The following is a 20,098-nucleotide window of genomic DNA, read 5'->3' on the forward strand; positions in this document are numbered from 1 at the left end:
CGGATCCCCCGGGGGCCGTCGGCGTGTCGGCCCCCGGGGGAAAACCTTGCCCGGACGAAAGCCCCTTTTTGCGGCATTCGCCCGTACGATCCCCGCAGGTCACCGGTGGGGAGGGGCGGACATGGTCGTGGCGAGGTGCGGTGCTCTGGCCCTGGCCCTCGTCCTCGCCGGCTGCGGTGCCGCGGAGACGGCCGCCCCGGTCGGCGAGGAGGCGCCGGTGATCACCGACGCCCCGGCCGACCGGCCGAGCCCGGAGCCCGCCCCGTCTCCGAGCCCGCCGCCCGCCGTTCCGCCCGCCCCGGCCCCGTCGCCCTCCCGGGACGACCCGGCCCCCCCGTCCGCCGATCCCACAGGCGCGTCCGGCGGCGCGCTCTCGGACGCTCCCTCCGAGGAGGCGGTCACCGGCTACCTGGAGGCGCTGGCCGCCGGCGACGACCCCGACCGCATGCGGGAGGGGCTCACCCTGGCCGCGGACGACTCCGCCGCCCACGACCTGCTCCTGCACGCCTCCTCCGTCGCCCAGGCCCGCAGCGACGGCGACGAGGTGCCCCCGATCGTGGGGCTGACCCGCACCGGCGACGGCGCCGAGCTGTGCCCGGCGGTGGGCAACGACCCCGACTGCGGCGAGTACACCGACTTCACCGGCAGGGACGGGCTGGTGACGGGGCTGCACATCAACGGCTCCGACCCGGGCCCCTCCCTCATCGTCGGCGACGGCGTCACCGCCGACTCCGAGGGGGTCGGCGCGACCCTGATCACCGCCTACCGGTCCGTCGTCGACCACACCCTGGTGGTGACGGCGGAGTTCGCAGCCGTGGACGACGTCTCCCTGGACCTGGACGGCGCCGTGTACCGCGCCGCCGACGGCACCGAACTCCGCGCGGAGGACGCCGCGGGCCGCCGCGAGCTCACAGCCGACACCGCCACCCACGCCGTCTTCCACTTCCCCGGCGCCCTGCCGGGCGGCGAGCTCGTCGTCGGCGGCTGCCTCGCCGAGTGCTCCGCCCTGGTCGACCTCACCCTCCCCGTCGGCTGACCGCCGCCGGTCCCGGCCCGGCGGCCCCGCCCCGGCGCGCACGGGCGGGGCCCACCGCAGGGGCTCCGGTGCCACCACCCGCTGCCGGGGCGCCGCTGCCGGGGCATCCGGTCCGCCCATGCCGCGTCCGACCCCCCTACCCGGCGCGCTGTACCCGGCCCTCGTCCCACACCGGCTCATCCGACTCGTAGACGCGCCCGTCCGCCCCGAACACCAGGAACCGGTCGAACCCCCGGGCGAACCACCGGTCGTGCGTCACCGCCAGGATCGTCCCCTCGTAGGCGTCCAGCGCCGCCTCCAGCGCCTCCGCCGACACCACGTCCAGGTTGTCGGTCGGCTCGTCCAGCAGCAGCATCGTCGCCCCCGACAGCTCCAGCAGCAGGATCTGGAAGCGCGCCTGCTGCCCGCCCGACAGCGTGTCGAAGGTCTGCTCCGCCGCCCGTGCCAGCTCGTAGCGGTCCAGCGCCCGGCCCGCCTCGTCCCGCGGCACCCCCTTCCGCGATCCCTCGCCCCGGTGCAGGACGTCCAGCAGGGTCCGCCCGGTGAACTCCGGGTGCTCGTGCGTCTGCGCGAACCACCCCGGCAGCACCCGCGCCCCCAGCCGGGCCCGACCGCCGTGCCGTACCGGCGCGACCTTCCCCCGCTCCTCCGGCGACAGCGGCGTCCCCTCCGGATCCGAGCCGCCTCCGGCCAGCAGCCGCAGGAAATGCGACTTCCCGGACCCGTTGGAGCCCAGCACCGCGACCCGCTCCCCGTAGTGGACCTCCAGGTCGAACGGGCGCATCAGCCCGGTCAGCTCCAGGGCGTCGCACACCAGGGCGCGCCTGCCGGTGCGCCCGCCGCGCAGGCGCATCCGAAGATTCTGGTCGCGGGGCAGCTTCTCCGGCGGCCCGGCCTCCTCGAACCGGCGCAGCCGGGTCTGCGCCGACTGGTACCGCGACGCCATGTCGGAGTTGTACGCCGCTTTCTGCCTGTACATCGCCACCAGCGCTTTGAGCTTGGCGTGCTCGTCGTCCCAGCGCCTGCGCAGCTCGTCCAGCCGCGCGAACCGCTCCCGCCGCGCCGCGTGGTAGGTGTCGAACGCGCCGGTGTGCGTCCACGCCGTGTTCCCGGCCGCCCCCAGCTCCAGCGTGACGATCCGGTCGGGCACCCGGCTCAGCAGCTCCCGGTCGTGGGACACCAGCAGCACCGTCTTGGAGGTGGCCCGCAGAGCCTCCTCCAGCCAGCGCTTGCCCGGCACGTCCAGGTAGTTGTCGGGCTCGTCCAGCAGCAGCAGGGGAGCGGGGCCCCTCAGCAGGGCCTCCAGCACCAGCCGCTTCTGCTCGCCGCCCGACAGGGTGCGCACCTCGCGCCACCGGCACCGTTCGTAGGAGACCCCCAGCGCCGCCGTGCAGCACCGGTCCCACACCACCTCGGCCTCGTAGCCCCCGGCGTCCCCGTACCGGGCGATCGCCGCGGCGTAGCGCATCTGCGTCTTCTCGCCGTCGTCGACCATCATCGCGGCCTCGGCCGCCTCCAGGTCTGCGTGCGCCTCGCGCACCACGGGCGGCGACACCGAGACCAGCAGCTCGTGCACGGTGGTCTCGTCGCGCACGTGGCCGACGAACTGGTCCATCACCGCCAGGCCACCGTCCAGGGTCACCGCTCCGGACTGCGGGCGCGTCTCCCCGCGGATGATCCGCAGCAGGGTGCTCTTGCCCGCGCCGTTCGCGCCGATCAGGGCCGTGGTGGAGCCCTCACCGACCCGGAAGGACACCTCGTCCAGCAGCACCCGCCCGTCCGGCAGGGTGTGGGTGACCCGGTTGACGTCGATGTGGCCCACGGCCGCGCTCCATCCGGGAGTCGGCGACAGGACCGGCGCCCGGCCCGGCCCGCGCGCCTCCCGGCAGGCTGGCACGCCCCCGAACGGCCGGGCAACCGGTTTTCACCCCCTCCGGGCCCCGGGCCGGACCACCCCCGGGGCCCCGTCCGGGCCCCGCCCCACCCCCGCAGGCCGCGCAGGCGCGCCCGCGCCGGCGAGCCGGTGGCGAAGGCGTCGGCGGTCCCGCCGCCGCCTCCGCATCCCGCGCCGGCGGCACCGGGCGGCGGCGGATCCCGGCACCGCTCCCCACCGCGCCCCCGCACCCGCCCGCACCGTCCACAGGTGCGCCCGGTCGGGGACGGAACGTCGTCGCGCGCTGCGATAATGGCCAGTGCCCGAAGGCCGGACGGGGGAGACGCACGGCCGCCGGGACCGGCCGCCGTGCGGTGGCGACGACGTACAGGGGAACGGGGAACCACGGGTGGCCGAGCGCAGCGCTCTCGACCTGGACGCGCTCACGATCAGCGATCGCTTCCAGCTGTTCAACTTCACCCGCCGGGACGACCACGTCACCTACCTGTGGATCCTGCGCGCCCTGGACCGGCTGCGCGAGGTCCACCGGGTGCAGGCGGGCGCCGAGGACCTGGCCGCCACCCTGCGCGAACTCGCCGCAGGCCACGAGGGGGTGCCCGTCCCGGACACCGCCGACCTGCGCAACCGGCTCGACGAGCTGTACGCCGACCGGGTCGTGCACCGCTTCGACGACGCCTCCCGCGCCGGGAACCTCGCCCGCTACCGCAACCGCCAGTCCGTCTACCAGTTCAGCGAACTCGGCTACCGCGCCTACCGGGCGGTGGAGGGGGTCCTCGCCTCCCGCAGCGAGGACGTCAACCTGTCCCGCCTGGTCTTCTCCGACGTCCTGGAGGACCTGCGGGCCCTGGCCGACGCCAACCGCACCGGCCGCGCCGAGCAGGTCTACCGCAGGCTCTCGCGCCTGGACTCCGTGATGGAGGACATGGGCCGCCGCTCCGCCCAGTTCCACGTCACCCTCGGCGAGATCCTGCGCTCCACCGACGCCTCCCCGGACACCTTCCTCAGGTACAAGAACGCCCTGCTCGTCCACATGACCGAGTTCACCGCCGAGCTCGACCGGTACCGCCCCCGGCTGGACGAGGCGGTGCGCGAGGTGGAGGGCACCGGCCTGTCCACCCTGCTGGCACGCGCCGCCGACACCGACGAGCGGCTGTTCATGGACCGGGAGGAGCGCCTGGAGGACTGGCGCCGCCGCTGGGCGGCGCTGCGCGACTGGTTCACCGCCGACGACACCGCGCCCACCCGCGCCGCGGAGCTGCACGCCGCCACCCGGTCGGCGGTCTCCGGGGTCATCGCGCTGCTGCGCCAGATCACCGAGGGCAGGCGCGGCGGCGTCAACCGCTCCACCCAGCTGCGCCACCTGGCGCAGTGGGTGTTCGACACCCCCGACGACGGGGCCGCGCACGCCCTCATGGGGGCCGCGTTCAACGTCCGCTCCGCCCGCCACCTGGGCGTCGCCCACGAGGACGACGAGCAGATCCCCCCGAACACCGCCTGGTGGGACGCGCCCGGCGTGGAGGTGTCGGTGACCCTGTTCCGCAGCGGCAAGGCGCCCACCGCCGGGGTGCCCAGGCCGGTGCGCCGCAACCCGGGCGCCCGCGCCGAGCTGCGCCGCCTCCAGGCCGCCGACCGCGCGGCCGACCGGCAGGCCGCCGCCCGCCTGGCCGAGGAGGGCGTCCACGACCGGGTCCTGGACGAGGTCGACACCCGGGTGCTGCTGCGCCTGATCACCCGCGCCCTGGAGTCGCGCTCCGTCGTCGCCGGACGCCTGTCCTCGGCCACCGGCACTGACGAGGGCACCCTCGTCCGGCTGGTCCCCAGCGACACCGGCAGCACCGTCCGTACCACCCGCGGCCTGCTCCACCTGCCCGGCATGCGGCTGGAGACGGCCCCCCGAGCCCGCGGAGCCGCCCGATGAACCGCCTGTCCCGCCCCGGCGCACCGACGCTCCCCCGCCCCGGCGGGGTGTGGTCGGTGTCCGTTGCTTCCCAACGCCGGTGTGCGCCACCGGATCCGGTTCGGGGCTTCGCCTTTCCGTCCTGCGGTCCGGTCGCCCTCCGCTCCCGCATGGTGTGTCCGGTGCCCGCCGGTCCCGGCGGGGTGCGGTCGGTGCCCGCCGTGCCCCGGCGCCGGTGTGCGCCACCGATCCCGGGCCCTGCCCCCAAGACCTCCCGCCCGGCCGTCCTCCGCGCCCGCGCGGCGTGTCCGGTGCCCGCCCGTCCGGCTCCGGCCGCCCCGTGCCGCCGCCCCCTGCCCACCGCCCACGTTCCGACGGGCACCCCGGGGGAGGCGCGATGAGCAGCCGACGCCGCCGGACCGCCGCGCAGCGGATCGACCCCGCCGACCTGGGCTCCTACCAGCAGGCGATGCGCCGCGTCCTCACCTGCGACCTCATCACCCGCTCCCGCCCCCGCCCCGGGGTGCTCGCACACGTCCTGCGCTGGGCCGACGAACTCTCCGAGGACCTGCGCGACCTGTTCGGCCACACCCTCATCGCCACCACCGAGCACGTCCGCCTGGTCCGCGAACTCGACGCCCTCGACCCCACCCAGCGCCAGGTCTTCGCCCGCGCCGGCCGCCCCTTCGACCGCCGCCGCCTGGCCTACCTGTGCCTGCTGCTCGCCTCCTTCCAGCGCTCCCAGGTCGAGGTGAGCCTCGCCGACCTCATCCGCCACTTCACCCCCTCCGCCAACGCCATCGACGGCCTGGGCTACGACCCCACCGACGGCACCCACAAGGCGGCCCTGGTCGACGTGTGCTCCTGGCTCGTCGACCGCGGCGCCCTGCACGTCTCCGACGGCTCGCTGGAGGCGTGGGCCGGCGGCCACGGCCAGGCCGACGCCCTCTTCGACATCGACCACGAGATCTGCGAGGTGCTCTTCCGCCCCTCGCGCCCGGTCCAGCACGTCACCGGCGTCGCCGGGCTGCTCACCCACCACCCCGAGGAGCCCGCCCGCGAGCAGACCGCCCGCCGCGCCCGCCGCCTGCTCGTCGAACTCCCCGTCGTCCACTACGCCGACGTCACTCCGGACGTCGCCGAGGTGCTGCGCACCCCCGGCGTGGCCGAGGAGGTCGCCCACCTCACCGGCCTGACCGTCGAGCGCCGCGCCGAGGGGGTCCTGCTCGCCGACGCCGGCGGCCTGTTCACCGACCGCCCCTTCCCCGGCCGCGGCAGCGCCGTCAACCGCACCGCCGGACTGCTGCTCGCCAAGATCGCCGACCGCATGGAGACGGCCTGGGCGGCCCTGACCCGGCTGCCCGTCCCCGCCGCCCCCGCCGTCCACGCGGGCCTGGTCGCCCGCATCGACTCCGCGCTGCCGCGCGAGGGCGTCGTCGACTCCCTGGCCTGGACCCCGCCGGCCCCCGGCGGGGCCGAGCCCGAGCCCGCCACCGCGCCCCTCATCGAGCAGAGCCGCCTGGAGGCCATGGTCGACGAGCTCTTCGCCGAGTTCGGCGCGGCCTCCTTCACCGCGGCCTGGCAGCGCGACCCCCGCGGTCTGCTCGACGCAGCCCTCGACCTGCTCTCCGACCTGTCCCTGGTGCGCCCCGTCCCCGGCGGCGTCCTCGTCCTGCCCGCGGCCCTGCGCTACCGCAACATCCAGGGCGCGCTCCCGCAGCGCCCCGACGGCGGCATGCTGCCCCTGGGCCTCGAACCGGAAGGAACCTGATGTCCCACGACGCCCGCGACCGCTTCAAGCCCACCCGGGCCGGGGTGATCAACGTCTGGGACTACGCGGACGAGGAGTTCGCCTTCGCCGACGGGCGCCTGGTCCTGCGCGGCCACAACGGCTCGGGCAAGACCAAGGCGCTGGAGGTGCTGTTCCCGTTCATCCTGGACGGCCACACCGACCCACGCCGCCTGGACCCCTTCAGCGGCCAGAACCGCACCATGAAGTCCAACCTCCTCTACCGGGGACAGGACGCCGAGCACGGCTACGTGTGGATGGAGTTCGCCCGCCCCGGCGACGGCCCCCGCCCCGAGACCGCCACCCTCGTCATCGGCCTGCGCGCCCAGCAGCACCGCGACGGCGTCACCACCTCCTTCTTCGTCACCGACCGGCGCCTGGGCGTCGACTTCGGCCTGCTGTCCTCCGACGGGCGCCCCCTCACCGAGCGCCAGCTCAAGGCGGCCCTGGGGGAGGAGTCCCACCACACCTCCGCGGCCGACTACCGGGCCGCCGTCGACGCCCGCCTGTTCGGGCTCGGCGACCGCTACGTCCAGCTCCTCGACCTGCTGCTCGCCCTGCGCCGTCCGCTGCTGGCCAAGGACCTGGACCCGGAGAAGGTGTCCGACACCCTCACCGCCGGGCTCAGCCCCCTCGACGAGGAGCTCATCGACCAGGCCGCCCGCGACTTCGCCAACCTCTCCGCCGTCCAGCGCCGGTTCGACGACGCCACCGCCGCCCACGCCGCCGTCGAGACGTTCACCGGCGCCTACACGTCCTACCTCACCGTCCACGCCCGCCACCGCTCCTCCGGTGTCGCCGCCGCCCTGGCCCGGGCCGAGGAGTACATCTCCGCCCTCGCCGGGCACACCGCCGCGCTGGCGACCGCCACCGCCGAGGGAGAGCGCCTGGCCGCCGAGGTCGGCCGGGTGAAGGAGGAGGCCGACGAGCTGGAGGCCGTTCGCCGGGGCCTGTCCGAGAGCGAGGCGCTGCGCGACGCCCAGGCCCTGGAGGTCGAGCTGCGGCACAGCGACGACCGGGGCCGCGAACTCGCCGAGACCGCGCGCCGCCTGCACCGCCAGGGGGAGGAGATCACCCGCCTGCGCGAGGAGGCCGAGGGGGTCGCCCGGCATCTGGAGCAGCGCCGGTCCGCCATCGCCGACCTGCTCGCCGAACTCGAGGAGTCCGCCGACCGCGCCGGGATCACCGGCGACGGCGAGGGCTCCGCCGACACCGGCTCCGACACCGCCCGGGCGCGGGCGGCCGCCCGCGCCGCCGACCTCGACGAGGTCCGCGCCCACCTGGCCGACCTGCACCGGGTCGAGGCCGAGCGCGGCCGCGCCGACGCCGACGCCGCCCGCGCCCGGACGGCCCTGGCCGAGGCCGAGGAGGCCTGCGCCCGGGCCGAGACCGGGCTGGAGTCCGCCCGCGCCGGAGTCTCCGACGATCTGCGCGCCTGGTCGCGCCGCTGGACCGAGGGGCCGGGCGCGGTCTGCGACCGGGCGTCCCTGCCCGCGCTCGACGCCGCCCTGGACACCTGCGGCCAGCCCGGCGCGCCCACCCTCCCGGAGGTCTTCACCGACCTCACCGACCCGGCGCGCACCGACGCGATCCGCCACGAGCACCGACTGGCCGCCGACCACGAGCGGATCACCGCCGAGCTGGCCGCGGTGCGCGCCGAACGCGCCGAGGTCGCCGCCGAACGCGACGACGCCCCGCCCGCCGACCGGGCCCGCACCGCCTCCCGCGAAGGCCGGCCGGGCGCCCCGCTGTGGCGGCTGGTCCGGTTCGCCGACGGACTCGAACCGGACCGCGCCGCCGGGATCGAGGGCGCCCTGGACGCCGCCGGGCTGCTCACCGCCTGGGTCCACCCCGATCCGGAGTCGGCCGGCACCGCCCTGGCCGCCCGCACCGCCGACGCCCACCTGGTCCCGGCCCCGCCGGGGACCGCCCCCGCCGGGCCCACGCTGGCCGACGTCCTGGTCGCCGAGGAGCAGGACCACGTCCCCGCGGACGTGATCGACCGCATCCTCGCCTCCATCGCCCTCGCCGGTACCCCCGCCGCCCACGGCCCGGATCCCGTTTCCGCCGCCTCCACGGGGCCCGGGGCCACCGCCGCGGGTGCCGACACCGCCCCCGGCTCCGGCCCCGCTTCCCCCGGCTCCGCCTGCGCCGCGCCGGGCCCAGCCGCCGCGCCGGGCCGAGCCGCGGTGCAGGACGCCGTCCCCACCGCCGCCGGCACCCCGACCCCGGGCGGGCCGGCGACCACGGCCCCCGGAGAGCCGACCGGACCCGGTACCCCGCCCGCCCCGGGCACCCCCCTCGCGCACGTCACCACCGGGGGCGGCTTCTCCCTCGGTGTGCTGGTCGGTGCCGGACCCAAGGCCGCCCCCGAGTTCATCGGAGCCACCAACCGTGCCGCCCGCCGCCGCGAGCGCCTCGCCGACCTCGACGCCCGCCTCGCGGCGCTCACCGCCGACCTCACCGCCACCGAGGAACGCCTCGCCCAGGCCGCCGACCGGGTCAAGGCGTTCGCCCTGGCCCGCACCGACCTGCCCGACACCGCGCCCGTCGCCCGAGCCCTCAGGACCCTCGAACACCACGCCACCCTCGTCGCCGGGGCCCGCGCCACCCGCGAGCAGGCCCGCCTGTGCCTGGACTCCGCCACCGCCGACGTCGACGCCCACCGCACCCGGCTGCGCGCGGTCGCGGCCGAACGCTCCCTGCCCACCGCCCCCGCCGACCTCGACGCGGTGGCCGCCGCACTGGACGCGTTCCGCGCCGCCCACCGCTCCCTGATCCAGACCCGCACCGACGTCGAGCGCGCCGAGCACGACCTCTCCGAGCGCACCGCCACCATCGAGCGCCTCGCGCAGGCCCACACCGCCGACACCCGCGCCCACGAGGAACGCGCCGCCGAGCACGCCGAGACCGCGACGCGGCTCCGGACCCGCCAGGAGAGTGTCGGCGCCCCCGCCCGCGAGGTCATCGACCGGCTGCGCCGCACCGAGGAGGACCTGGTCCACGCCCGCTCCGTCCTCGCCGACCTGCGCGAACGCGCCGCCGCGGCCCGCGATGAGGTCGTCCGCGCCGAATCCGGCATCGAGAACGGCCGCTCCTCCCTCCGGCTCGCCCTGGAGGCCGTGTTCGAGCACTGCGCCGGCCTGGCCCCGCTCACCCGCCCCGGCGCCCGGACCCTGCTGGGCATCGACGGCGGCCACCCCTGGCCCGCCCCGGCCCTGTGGCCGGACGCCGAGGAGGCCGCCGACCGGGTGACCGCCGCCGTCACCGGCGGCACCGCCCCCGCCGGGGCCCTGCGGTCGGTCCTGCCGGCGGGGGCCGCCGAAACCCTGGACGCCTTCACCGCGAGGGTCGGCACCGCACCCGTCACCGAGGCCGCCCTCAAGACCGCGGGCAACCGCATGTCCGAGGCGCTGCGCGTGTTCACCGACGCCCTCGCCGCCACCGCCGACGGCCACCAGGTGGACCACGAGGCCGACCCCAGCGGCCTCGTCGTCGTCCACGTCAACGACGAGGCCGGGCGCAACCCGCTCCCCGCCTTCGCGCGCCTGGTCGCCGAGCGCGTCGAGGAGCAGGACGCCCTGCTGCGCAGGGAGGAGCGCGGGGTCCTGGAGGACGAGCTGCTGACCGCCATCGCCCAGCAGATCCGCGACCGGGTGCGCACCGCCCGCGACCTGGTCCGCAGCATGGACGCCGACACCCGCTCGCGGCCCATGACCTCCGGCACCCGCATCGGCATCCGCTGGACCCGCGCCGACCACCTCACCGGCCGCGGCCGCGCCGTCGCCGACCTGCTGCGCCGCGACTCCGTCGGCCCGGGCCCCGAGGGCCTGGCCGACCTGCGCGGTGAGCTGCGCGAGATGATCCGCGCCTACCACGCAGCCCACCCCCGCGCCACCTACAAGCAGGTCCTGGCCGCCGTCCTGGACTACCGCGACTGGTACCGGTTCGAGCTGCGCAAGGCCGTCCCGGGCCAGGAGGAGGTCCGCCTCACCAAGGCCAAGCACGAGGAGATGTCCGGCGGCGAGAAGTCCGCCGCCATCCACCTGCCCCTGTTCGCCGCCGCCAACGCCCTGTACTCCTCCGCGCGCGCCACCTGCCCGCGCCTGATCGCCCTGGACGAGGCGTTCGCCGGTATCGACGACCGCTACAAGCCCGAGCTCATGGGCCTCACCGTCACCTTCGACCTCGACGTGTTCATGACCGGGCACGACCTGTGGGTGCACTACGACAGCGTTCCCATGGCCGCCCACTACGACATGCACCACGACAAGGCCTCCCACACCGTCTCCGCCATGTTCATGCTCTGGGACGGCGCCCAGGTCGTCGACGCCGACGCCGGGTTCTCCGGCAACGACGCTTTGGCCGCCCACCTGCTCGGCATCACCCCCAGCCGGTTCGTCCCCCTGAACACCGAGGGCACCCTCCCCGTCGGCGACGACCCGCAGGAGGGTCCGGCGGGCGGCGCGACCGCGGCTTTGCCCGGGCCGGAGGATGCGATGTGACCGCGCCGGGCATGACCTCCTGAGCGCGACGCACAGACGCACAGGGAGGGCGGTATGGACGCAGGGCCACCCCCGCAGGGGGAGTCCGGACGTGTGCCCCGCTGGGCCCCGCCGCCGCCCGTGCCGCCTTCGGCACCGGGGCCGGGCTGGAGCATCCCGCCCGGGGCGGGCCCCCTGCCGCCCCCGCCCCCCGGCTCGCCCGCGGCACCGCACCGCCCGCCCGCCCGCGGCGTCTCGCCCTGGCTCACCCTGGTCGCCGGGCTCCTGGCCGGAGCGGTCGTGGGCGTCGGCGCCACCCTCCTGTTCACCTCGTTCGACCTGCGCGGGCGCCCCTTCGACGCCGCATTGGACACCTGCGGCCTCACCGACCACCCCTCCGCGGAGGTCGGCGACGAGGGCCGCTCCGTGTTCCTCCAGCACCGGGGCGCCACCGACACCACCGGCCTCACCGACGAGGAACTCGACTGCGTCCTGACCGAGCTGGACGCCCCCGACAGCCTGTTCGTCGAGATGGGCCAGACGCGGGCCCTCGACGGGCGCCGGAGCCTCGAATGGAACGGCATCGAGGCGACCTGGAGCTTCCACCCCGACGACGGACTGGACACCCACCTGGTCGCCCGTTGAGCGGCGGGGGCTACCCTGACCGGGCGGTGTCGACCCCACGGGGCGGCAACCGCCCGGGGTACGACGTCCCGCCCGCCCCGGGGAACTCCTTGGGAAGCCGCACATGAACACCATCAAGAACATCGCCGACTTCACCGGCCGATGGTTCGCACTCCTGGTCCTGGGCGGAGCCGTGCTCGGACTCCTCCTGCCCGGGGCCACCGCCCCCCTCACCCCGTACATCCCGCTGCTGCTCGGCGTCATCATGTTCGGCATGGGCCTGACCATGAGCCCGGCCGACTTCACGGTCGTGGCCCGCCACCCCTGGGCCGCCCTGCTGGGCGTGCTGGCGCAGTACACGGTCATGCCGCTCCTGGGCTGGGGCATCGCCCACCTGCTCGGTCTGCCGCCGATGCTCACCGTCGGCATGATCCTGGTCGGCGCCGCCCCGGGCGGCACCGCCTCCAACGTCATCGTCTACCTGGCCCGCGGCGACGTCGCCCTCTCGGTGGCGATGACCTCGGTCTCCACGCTGCTCGCCCCGCTCCTGACCCCGCTCCTGGTCCTGGGCCTGGCCGGCTCGACCCTCCCGGTCGACGCGGGCGACCTGTTCCTGTCGATCCTGCAGATCGTCCTGGGGCCCGTCGTCGCGGGGATCCTGCTGCGCATGGTCGCCCCGGGCCTGGTCGACCGCCTGCTGCCCGCCATGCCGCTGGTCTCGGTGACGGGCATCGTCGTCGTGGTGGCGGGGATCGTCGGCGCCAACGCCGGCGCCGTCCTGGGCACCGGTCTGCTGCTGGCGCTCGCCGTCGTCCTGCACAACGGGCTGGGCCTGGGGCTGGGCTACCTCATCGGCGCGGTGGGCCGCGTCCCCGAGAGCGCCCGGCGCACCACCGCCATCGAGGTGGGGATGCAGAACTCCGGGCTGGCCGTCGCCCTGGCCACCGCCCACTTCTCCCCGCTCGCCGCCCTGCCGGGCGCCCTGTTCTCCGTCTGGCACAACATGTCCGGATCGGCGCTGGCCACCTACTGGGCCCGCCGCGCACCCGAGGACGAGCCGGTTCCGCCCCCCTGACCGGAACCGCCTACCCGGGCATGATCGCACCCACACGCGCATTCAAAGTCCACAACCGGACAGTTTTCTTCGGGTGATCGACTCGCGCCGGAGAGTGATGCTTGCCAGGCTGTGGCCATGGCACGCATCCTCTCCGGCCTCCTCGCCCTGTCCCTGACCGCGACCGGTGCCCACCTCCCCCTCAGCCCGACCCCGCCGCCCGCTCCCGTTCTGACGGAACCCGCCCCGGTCCCCGCGCACGAACCCCTGCGGCGCGCCCGCGCCCACCGCAGGCGCAGGATCCCCCGCCCGCGCTGTCAGTTCGACTGACCCCGCAGGAGCCGACGGGCGGCGCCCGCCGCGAGCCCGCCGCCCACGACCAGCGCCCCCAGCCCGAACAGCCCGCCCAGACCGAAGCACAACAGGCCGATGACCACGAGCAACAGCACCGAGCCGACCACACCCCCGGGCGCGCCTTCCTCGTAGGCCCGGTCCTCCAGGCTCGTCGACACCCTCGTCCGCTCACCGTCCACGAGCCGGGCGTCGGCGACCCTGCCCGGAGTACACCCGTGCGAGGAGTACACCCGCACCCCCTCCCGCAGCGGGCCGTCGACGGGGTCGAAGACGCCGTAACAACGCCTCTCCTTGCGCACCTGCGCCTCGTGGGTCACCGTCACCCGCCCGGCCTCCCCGGCCCACCCGTAGGCGGCTCCCAGCGAGCGCACCTCGTGACCGCCGAACTGCAAGCCCACCGAGAGGAAGAAGTACGCGAGCAGGGCCGACACCGCCGCCAGCCCCAGCCGCCGCGCCGGCGACCCGATCCGCGGCGGCCGTGCCCGCCCCTCCTCGGGCGCCTTCGGCTCGGCCGCCCCTCCGCGCCCCGTCCTCCCGTGCTCCGCCCTGCGCCGCACACCCCGCCGCTTCCGTCCGCCCATCCGGCACCTCCGCCATGCTCCGATCCCCGCGCCGCGGACCCGGTTCTCCCCCGGAACGGAGCGGTCCCATCAGGGAAACCACGGGACACACCCGAGCGGCTCCGGATCCCGATCAGGGAAACCACCCGTCCGCGGTCACACCCCGTTGACGCGCCGTCACGGCCCCCCGATATTCGGGTGCAGCGCGCTGCACCCGAACCCCCGTCCACCAGAGGACCCCCATGCACCGACGACGACCGCTCCGCGGCCTCACCGCACTGGCCCTGGGCGTGCTCATGGCCCTCACCCTCACTCCCGCCGCCTCCGCCGCCCCCGTCTCCGCGGCGGGCGGCAGCGGCCCCTACGACGCGGAGTACACCACCACCTGGCGCCTGCGCGACCACACCGTCTACCGCCCCGTGGTCCTGCCCGCCGACGAGAAGCTGCCCATCGTGGTGTGGGGCAACGGCGCCTGCCGCGCCGACGGCACCTGGTTCCGGAACATCCTCACCGAGTTCGCCTCCCACGGCTTCCTCGTCATTGCCAACGGCCGCCCCGGCGGCACCGGCCGCACCGACCCGGAGATGCTCACCGAGGCCATCGACTGGGCGGTGGCCGAGAACACCCGCCTGTTCAGCGAGTACCGGGGGCGCATCGACACCGGCCGTATCGCCGTCATGGGCCAGTCCTGCGGCGGCCTGGAGGCCTACGAGGTCGCCGACGACCGGCGCATCACCACCACCGTGCTCTGGAACAGCGGCCTGCTGACCGACCGCGACGACCACCTGCTCACCCGCCTGCACGCACCCGTCGCCTACTTCACCGGCGGCCCGAGCGACATCGCCCACCCCAACGCCCTGGACGACTACGGCAAGCTCCCCTCCGGGCTGCCCGCCTTCATCGGCCACCTCGACGTCGGCCACTTCGGGACCTTCGCCGAACCCAACGGCGGCGAGTACGGGCGGGTCGGCACCGCCTGGCTGCGCTGGCACCTCAAGGGCGACCAGGAGGCCCGCGCCGAGTTCGTCGGCCCGGACTGCGGGCTGTGCGGCACCGACTGGACCATCGCCCACAAGAACCTGTCCTGACCCCCCCGATCGTGCGGCCCGGCTCGCGGGGGCCGGGCCGCACACCGCCCCGGCCGCGCCGCCCACCGATACGGCCGGGGCACCCCCCGGTCCCGGCGCCGGACCCCGCCGGGACCCGGGCCCGGCCCCCGCCACGGGGCCGGGCCCTCCGGGGCCTCGTCCCGGGCTGCCCGCCGCCCGTTGCCGCTTCGGTTCCGTTCCTCCTGCCGCGGGTCGGCCTGCGCACGAGAGACGACCGCCGCGTGGTCCACGGCGGCGGATCCATGAGCGCCGGGGAGACGGCGGGCGTCTTCGCCCGGGCCGGGGGAAGGCCCGCCGCGGTACCGCCGCCCCACACGAGGAGGGCCGTATCCAGGAGGTCGTCGACGAACTCGTCCCCTATGTGGCCCTGGACGACACCGCCGACCGGATCCGCCGCCGCATGTTCAGCGAGTACCGCGTACACCTGCGCTGCGATCCCCGCCGCACGGCCCACGGGCAGCCACGCTCCTGCCCGGCGACCAGGTCGGCGAGGTTCACTCCCTCCTCGTGCTCTTTCCACGCCGACTTCCGCCGCGCCGCCATCGCGTCGGCCGGGTGCCGGTCCAGAGAGCCCGGAACGGCGAAGACGCTCCGGTGGTGCGGTGACCATCGCGTATTGCGGTTGTGCGGCCGCCCGTGGCCCGTGATCCGAAGTAGGGGAGAGGGGTGAGGCCATGGTTTCCTCCCCGGCTTGAAAACGGTATGCGAGCGGCGCCGCTCCCCGACCTCTATCCGCCTTGTCCGTGTGCCCGACTGCCCTGTTCCGGCGTCTCGGGGGAGCCTCCTGCCCACGTTGTCGCGAAGAAGTGGAGCGCCGCTTCGTAGAGCATTCCCGGTGCGCGCACGTAAAGGCAGGGTGAGTGCCTTCCATGCCCGTGGCGCTCGTAGAAGGTGATGTACGCGGCCCGGTCCGTGACGATGATGCGGTAGAGGTGCGGAAGGTCGAACCGACGCAGCTCCACCCCCCGTCGGCCTCGGGCCACCCGCGCCAGATAAGAGGTGTTGGACCGGATCTGGTCGCGCAACAGGTCGGTGGTGAAACCCGGGTCGACCGAAGCCAGACCGGTCGCACGCCGTGTCAGCCACTCGCCGGGAACGGCGTCGGGGTCGGGCAGGAGGATCTGTACTGATTCGACCCTGTCGACGGCTCCCGACCACAACGGGGCGAACACGTCCCTGGTGAGGGTGTTGCCCCGCCCGGCCAGCACCTTCACCCAGCGGGCCCTCGCCAGGTCACGCGAGATGTCCTCCTCGGCGGACCGCTGCCGCCGGTACACCCGGCGCACCCCGGTGCCGGTGAGTCGTGACAGCAGCCCCACCAGCCACCAGCGGGGACGGGACGACCGCACCCACCCCGCGGCGAGGAGGATCATCGTGGCCAGGATCGAGCTGAGAACGCCGAGTGCGAAGGCGGTCACGCGATGACTCCTCGTCCATCAGGGGCAGGCGCGGTCGAAGAACGGATCAGAGCAGGTAGGGGAGCAGTTCCCTGACCACGTGGGCCGCGTTGTGCGCGGCCAGCCCATGGGCGCCGTCGTCCTTCTCCGCGTTCGCCCCGTCGGAGATCCCGCGGACCACGAGCCAGCCCGGATTGTCCTCCCCGCGTACCGAGTTCTCCTGCCAGAACTGGCTGAGGCCGCCCGACTCCATGTCCACGGCCAGGACCTTGTCGTTGTAGTCCCTGAGCCAGTGGCGCACTTCCGAGTCGCCGTCGGCGATCACCGCCTCGCCGGAACCGATCAGTCCGTGGTGGACCTCGAAGCTGCGTTTGCGGTGCCCGTCCACCCGGCCCCGGATCATCGCGGGTTCCCCCTGGTCGGTGAAGTAGGCGTTCACCGCGTGCACGATGCGGGCCGGAGCCTGTCGCTCCTCGCCCCGGCGCTGTACGCGGTCCCCGGCCGTGATCTTGCGCGCGTCGTAGTAGACGATGCGTGTGGAGACGATGACGTTGCCGGCCCGGGTGGGCCCCTCATTCCGGCTGTATCCGTGATGGAGGCCGCCTCCGATCCCGACCAGGACCCACAGGCGGGGAGCGAAGTGGTGGCGCATATGGTCCAGCGCCGCCATCACGGACCGCTGCCCGGGACCGTGGGTCCGGGTGGCGACGACGCTCGCCGTACCGCTGTCGGTGGGGATGTCGCCGGTGCTGAAGAACAGGCCCTCCTTCTTGCGCGGACGGTCCAGCCCCAGCTCGTCGAGGACCGCCCGCATCTCCGTGGGCAGGATCGTGACGACGCCGACGTCCCGGCGGCGTTCGTCGCCGCCCGGTGCGGTCCGGGTTCCGAGGGCCTCCGCGGTGTTCGGGGACACGGTCATGTGCGCTTCGTTGCCGACGACGGTATTGGTGAAGCTGTTGCTCCCTCCCAGGTTGACGATGCCGCTGTTGCCCTGCGTGGATCCGTGGGGGTTCATGTCGCACTTCCGTTCTGTGCTCCACCGGGAGCGGTGGATCCGTTCGGGTTGTGGTGGAACTGGGCGTGGTCGCCGACGGCGGTGTTCCGGAAGTCGTTGGTGCCGCCCATGTTGACGATGCCGCTGTTGATGATCTGCAGCGCTCGATTGTCGAAGTCGGAGACGTCCACGCCGCGGGAGCGGAGGAAGTCGCTGGTGGCCTTGAGCAGGCGCTGTTCCACGTTCTTCATGTGGCCCAGGACGTGGGTCTTGTCCAGTTGGACCTTGCTCCATTCCTCCGCGTGCTCCTGGCGGATGCTGATTCGACTGCCGATTCCGACATTGCGCATGGGTTTGAGGGTGAGATCGCGTTTGTGGAAGACGAGCGCCCTGGCGAGGAAGTAGGGGTAGTAGACGACCCGCCCCAGGGAACGGATCTCTCGGGGGAGGCGGAACAGGCCGCGTCGTGCGGCGCTGATGACGGCCCGCTTGCCGTGCTGGCCGAACTCTCCGGCCTTGCGGAAGTCGTCGGGGGTGCGCGTCAGGACACAGGCCGCGAAGGAGAGGCTCAGCGTGCGGCCCCGCACTCCGATCTGGAGTAGGACGGTGGCCACCAGTTCGCCGCCTGCGTCGGGCACGATCGCTTCGAGGAAGTAGTGGTACGCGGGGTCCCGCCGGTCGATGATGCGGCGCATCACCGAGGTGCTCACCTCTTCCCGGAGCAGGGACCTGTCCTTTGAGATGTCGGACTGGGCGACGTAGACACGGTCCCGCACCTCCACGGGGAGGCGGACGCTCTCGTCGTCCTCGCGGAGCTGGGCGACGGCTTCGCGCAGGTGGTCCACCAGTTCGTGGGGCTTGAACGGCGGGTACCGGTGCTCGCGTTCGTGCAGGGGGCTGCCCTCGCTCCCCGGGCGCAGGAGCTGGACGTTCATGGGCGGGTTCCATTGGTGGATCAGCGTTCCCGCGCCGATGAAGGGGGACTCCTCGCCGAAGAGCGTGAACAAGCCCTGCTCCTCGTCCTTCGTGTCCTTCCTGTGCGCCGGGCGGCGGTAGACCACGCAGGGGTGCTTCTGCTGGTCGTCCACGACCTGTTCCCGGTGCGAGAGCCGTCGCGGCCGCAGGCTGGGCGCTTTCTGGATCCCGTTGATCCACCACTGCCGTAGACCGCCCGTGACCACTGCCAGCGCGGCGACGGCGCAGCCGATGTAGAGGGCCAGGGTCCCCTGTTCGGGGTGGAAGTAGGCCACGGCGGCCAGGGCCGCGGCGAGCAGTAGGCAGTAGGCGCCGGTGCGCTTGAGGTGCTGCCCGTCCTCGCCGTACTTCCAGTCGTACGCCGAGGGGAGCCTGGGAAGGCGCTTGGGCTTCTTCTTCGACCGCCGGCCGGGCAGCGGCTCCTCGGGCCGGGTGAGCCGCTTGGACAGGGCCCATGCCCTCTCGAGGAGGACGAGGAGCGTGAACCCGCCGATGACCAGCAGGCTCGTTACGGTGTACCCCAACAGGTGGGGCGCGAGTGCCGCGGCCGCCAGCGCCGACCTCAGCAGGGACGTCAGGTGCAGGGCCAGCCAGGCGTGGCGCATCACGGGGACGAGGTCGAACCCGTAGGAGGGGGCGATCCGGCGGTAGGGGGTCGTGCAGATCTCTCCGATGACGAGGTCCCGGAACTCCTCGTCGACATGGACGCCGGTACAGAGGTGGCGGGTGGCCCCGGTCGGTTCTCCGGTGGTGTCCGGAGACGGGGGAGGGCTGTGGAAGGGAGGGGCGTGGGTCGTGGCGGTCATGCACTTCTCCTGCGCCGATCCAATTAGGGTCGATGTGACCATAAATGGCTTCGAGTGTTCAGGTCAAGATGACCTTTAAGGGGGATGCGGTGGACGACCGCTTGGTGAGGTCCGTCGGCGTGGAGTTGTCCCTGGTGACGGTGGACCTGGCCATCTTCACCATCAGGGGCGGGACGCTGATGATCCTGCTGGTGGAACGCGGAGAGGAGCCCTTCTCGGGCCGCCGAGCACTGCCCGGTGGCAGGGTCCGCAGCAGGGAGACGCTCGACGAGGGAGCCCGGCGCGAACTCATGGAGGAGACCGGAATCGACGGAGCGCGCCTGCACCTCGAACAGCTCGGGGCCTACGGCGACCCCGGGCGCGACCCCCGGGGCAGGGTGGTCACCGTGGCCTACCTGGCCCTGGGGCCGGACCTACCCGAGCCGGTTGGCGGAACCGACGCCGCGCAGGCCCACTGGATACCGGTGGGCGACATCCTCGAAGGCCGGGCCTCCCTCGCCTTCGACCACGACCGCATCCTCTCCGACGCCCTCGAGCGCATCCGGGAGAAACTGGAGTACACCACCGTCGCGGCGGCGTTCTGCCCCGAACCGTTCACCCTCACCGAACTGCGCACCGTCTACGAAGTGGTCTGGGGACACGGGCTCGACCCCAGCAATTTCCGCCGCAAGGTCACCCGGGCGGAGGGCTTCGTGGAGCCCACCGGCGACCAGCGCGCCCAGCAGGCGGGACGGCCCGCGGCCCTGTACCGAAGGGGAGGCGCGGTGCTGCTCTCCCCGCCCCTGCTGAGATCGGCCCCGTGACCTCCGCCTCCGTCGGCCCGCAGGATCAGGGGTGCGATTCTCCGGGCCAGGGCGCCGGAGGCGGCGGGGGCCGGGTCGGATCTGTACGAGACGACGCCCGCCTCCACTTATGGAGTGCCGCGCCGCTCCCGGTGGCCGAGGGGGTTGCGGCCCACGGTCCGCCTTGTGCTGTGCCTTCCATCCTTTCTGGAGCACCGCCCCGCACGGGGTGTCGTGTTCGGAGATACCGGTTTTGAAAGACCCGGACCCGGCCTCCTCCGATCCGGTGGGACGGCGCGGTCGGAAGTCGACAGTGGGACTGTCATGTGCACGTCCATGGCCG

14 protein-coding genes are annotated in these 20,098 nt (G+C 74.3%); 9 read left to right on the forward strand and 5 right to left on the reverse strand.

Annotated elements, in window-relative coordinates; translation table 11 throughout:
- The first annotated feature begins 121 nt into the window (after positions 1–121).
- Complete coding sequence (locus ACSUPR_RS27210; RefSeq protein ID WP_436887645.1) at positions 122–1,036, forward strand: hypothetical protein; 915 nt, start codon at positions 122–124, stop codon at positions 1,034–1,036.
- Between the two features lie 136 nt (positions 1,037–1,172).
- Here ACSUPR_RS27210 and ACSUPR_RS27215 read toward each other — a convergent pair whose 3' ends face one another.
- Positions 1,173–2,858, reverse strand: a complete 1,686-nt coding sequence (locus ACSUPR_RS27215) for an ATP-binding cassette domain-containing protein (RefSeq protein WP_436887647.1) — start codon at positions 2,856–2,858, stop codon at positions 1,173–1,175.
- Positions 2,859–3,318: 460 nt separating this feature from the next.
- Here ACSUPR_RS27215 and ACSUPR_RS27220 point away from each other — a divergent pair, with 460 nt between their 5' ends.
- The 6 genes from ACSUPR_RS27220 to ACSUPR_RS27245 all read left to right on the forward strand — a co-directional run bounded on the left by ACSUPR_RS27220 (position 3,319) and on the right by ACSUPR_RS27245 (position 13,108).
- Positions 3,319–4,848 carry a TIGR02677 family protein gene (locus ACSUPR_RS27220; RefSeq protein ID WP_436887649.1) on the forward strand — a complete coding sequence of 510 codons (1,530 nt, stop codon included), beginning with the start codon at positions 3,319–3,321 and terminating at the stop codon, positions 4,846–4,848.
- 376 nt (positions 4,849–5,224) lie between these two features.
- Positions 5,225–6,598: a DUF2398 family protein gene (locus ACSUPR_RS27225; RefSeq protein ID WP_436887650.1), complete on the forward strand. Its 1,374-nt coding sequence runs from the start codon at positions 5,225–5,227 to the stop codon at positions 6,596–6,598.
- Complete coding sequence (locus ACSUPR_RS27230) at positions 6,598–11,121, forward strand: SbcC/MukB-like Walker B domain-containing protein (protein WP_436887652.1); 4,524 nt, start codon at positions 6,598–6,600, stop codon at positions 11,119–11,121. Before ACSUPR_RS27225 ends, ACSUPR_RS27230 begins: the two co-directional genes overlap by 1 nt.
- A gap of 54 nt (positions 11,122–11,175) precedes the next feature.
- A complete protein-coding gene (locus ACSUPR_RS27235; protein ID WP_436887654.1) occupies positions 11,176–11,745 on the forward strand; it encodes a hypothetical protein in 570 nt (189 codons plus the stop codon).
- A 103-nt stretch (positions 11,746–11,848) separates the two neighbouring features.
- On the forward strand, positions 11,849–12,799 hold the full coding sequence (locus ACSUPR_RS27240) for a bile acid:sodium symporter family protein (protein WP_436887656.1): 951 nt from the start codon (positions 11,849–11,851) through the stop codon (positions 12,797–12,799).
- Between the two features lie 117 nt (positions 12,800–12,916).
- Positions 12,917–13,108 carry a hypothetical protein gene (locus ACSUPR_RS27245; RefSeq protein WP_436887657.1) on the forward strand — a complete coding sequence of 64 codons (192 nt, stop codon included), beginning with the start codon at positions 12,917–12,919 and terminating at the stop codon, positions 13,106–13,108.
- Here the strand turns inward: ACSUPR_RS27245 and ACSUPR_RS27250 are convergent.
- Entirely contained in the window at positions 13,096–13,713 is a 618-nt protein-coding gene (locus ACSUPR_RS27250; RefSeq protein ID WP_436887659.1) for a hypothetical protein, read from the reverse strand. The genes ACSUPR_RS27245 and ACSUPR_RS27250 overlap by 13 nt on opposite strands.
- A 221-nt stretch (positions 13,714–13,934) precedes the next feature.
- Between ACSUPR_RS27250 and ACSUPR_RS27255 the strand changes: the two genes are divergently transcribed.
- Positions 13,935–14,780 (forward strand): alpha/beta hydrolase, encoded by an 846-nt coding sequence (locus tag ACSUPR_RS27255; RefSeq protein WP_436887660.1) that lies wholly within the window; start codon positions 13,935–13,937, stop codon positions 14,778–14,780.
- 749 nt (positions 14,781–15,529) lie between these two features.
- Here ACSUPR_RS27255 and ACSUPR_RS27260 read toward each other — a convergent pair.
- The 3 genes from ACSUPR_RS27260 to ACSUPR_RS27270 are packed head-to-tail and all read right to left on the reverse strand — an operon-like array spanning position 15,530 to position 18,973.
- Positions 15,530–16,219 carry a hypothetical protein gene (locus ACSUPR_RS27260; RefSeq protein WP_436887662.1) on the reverse strand — a complete coding sequence of 230 codons (690 nt, stop codon included), beginning with the start codon at positions 16,217–16,219 and terminating at the stop codon, positions 15,530–15,532.
- 46 nt (positions 16,220–16,265) lie between these two features.
- Positions 16,266–17,213 carry a phosphorylase family protein gene (locus tag ACSUPR_RS27265; protein WP_436887664.1) on the reverse strand — a complete coding sequence of 316 codons (948 nt, stop codon included), beginning with the start codon at positions 17,211–17,213 and terminating at the stop codon, positions 16,266–16,268.
- Complete coding sequence (locus tag ACSUPR_RS27270; RefSeq protein ID WP_436887666.1) at positions 17,210–18,973, reverse strand: hypothetical protein; 1,764 nt, start codon at positions 18,971–18,973, stop codon at positions 17,210–17,212. Before ACSUPR_RS27270 ends, ACSUPR_RS27265 begins: the two co-directional genes overlap by 4 nt.
- Before the next feature lie 89 nt (positions 18,974–19,062).
- Between ACSUPR_RS27270 and ACSUPR_RS27275 the strand changes: the two genes are divergently transcribed.
- A complete protein-coding gene (locus ACSUPR_RS27275; protein ID WP_436887667.1) occupies positions 19,063–19,776 on the forward strand; it encodes an NUDIX hydrolase in 714 nt (237 codons plus the stop codon).
- Positions 19,777–20,098 lie beyond the last annotated feature (322 nt).

The organism is Nocardiopsis dassonvillei, from assembly GCF_964273065.1.
GTDB lineage: Bacteria > Actinomycetota > Actinomycetes > Streptosporangiales > Streptosporangiaceae > Nocardiopsis > Nocardiopsis dassonvillei_B.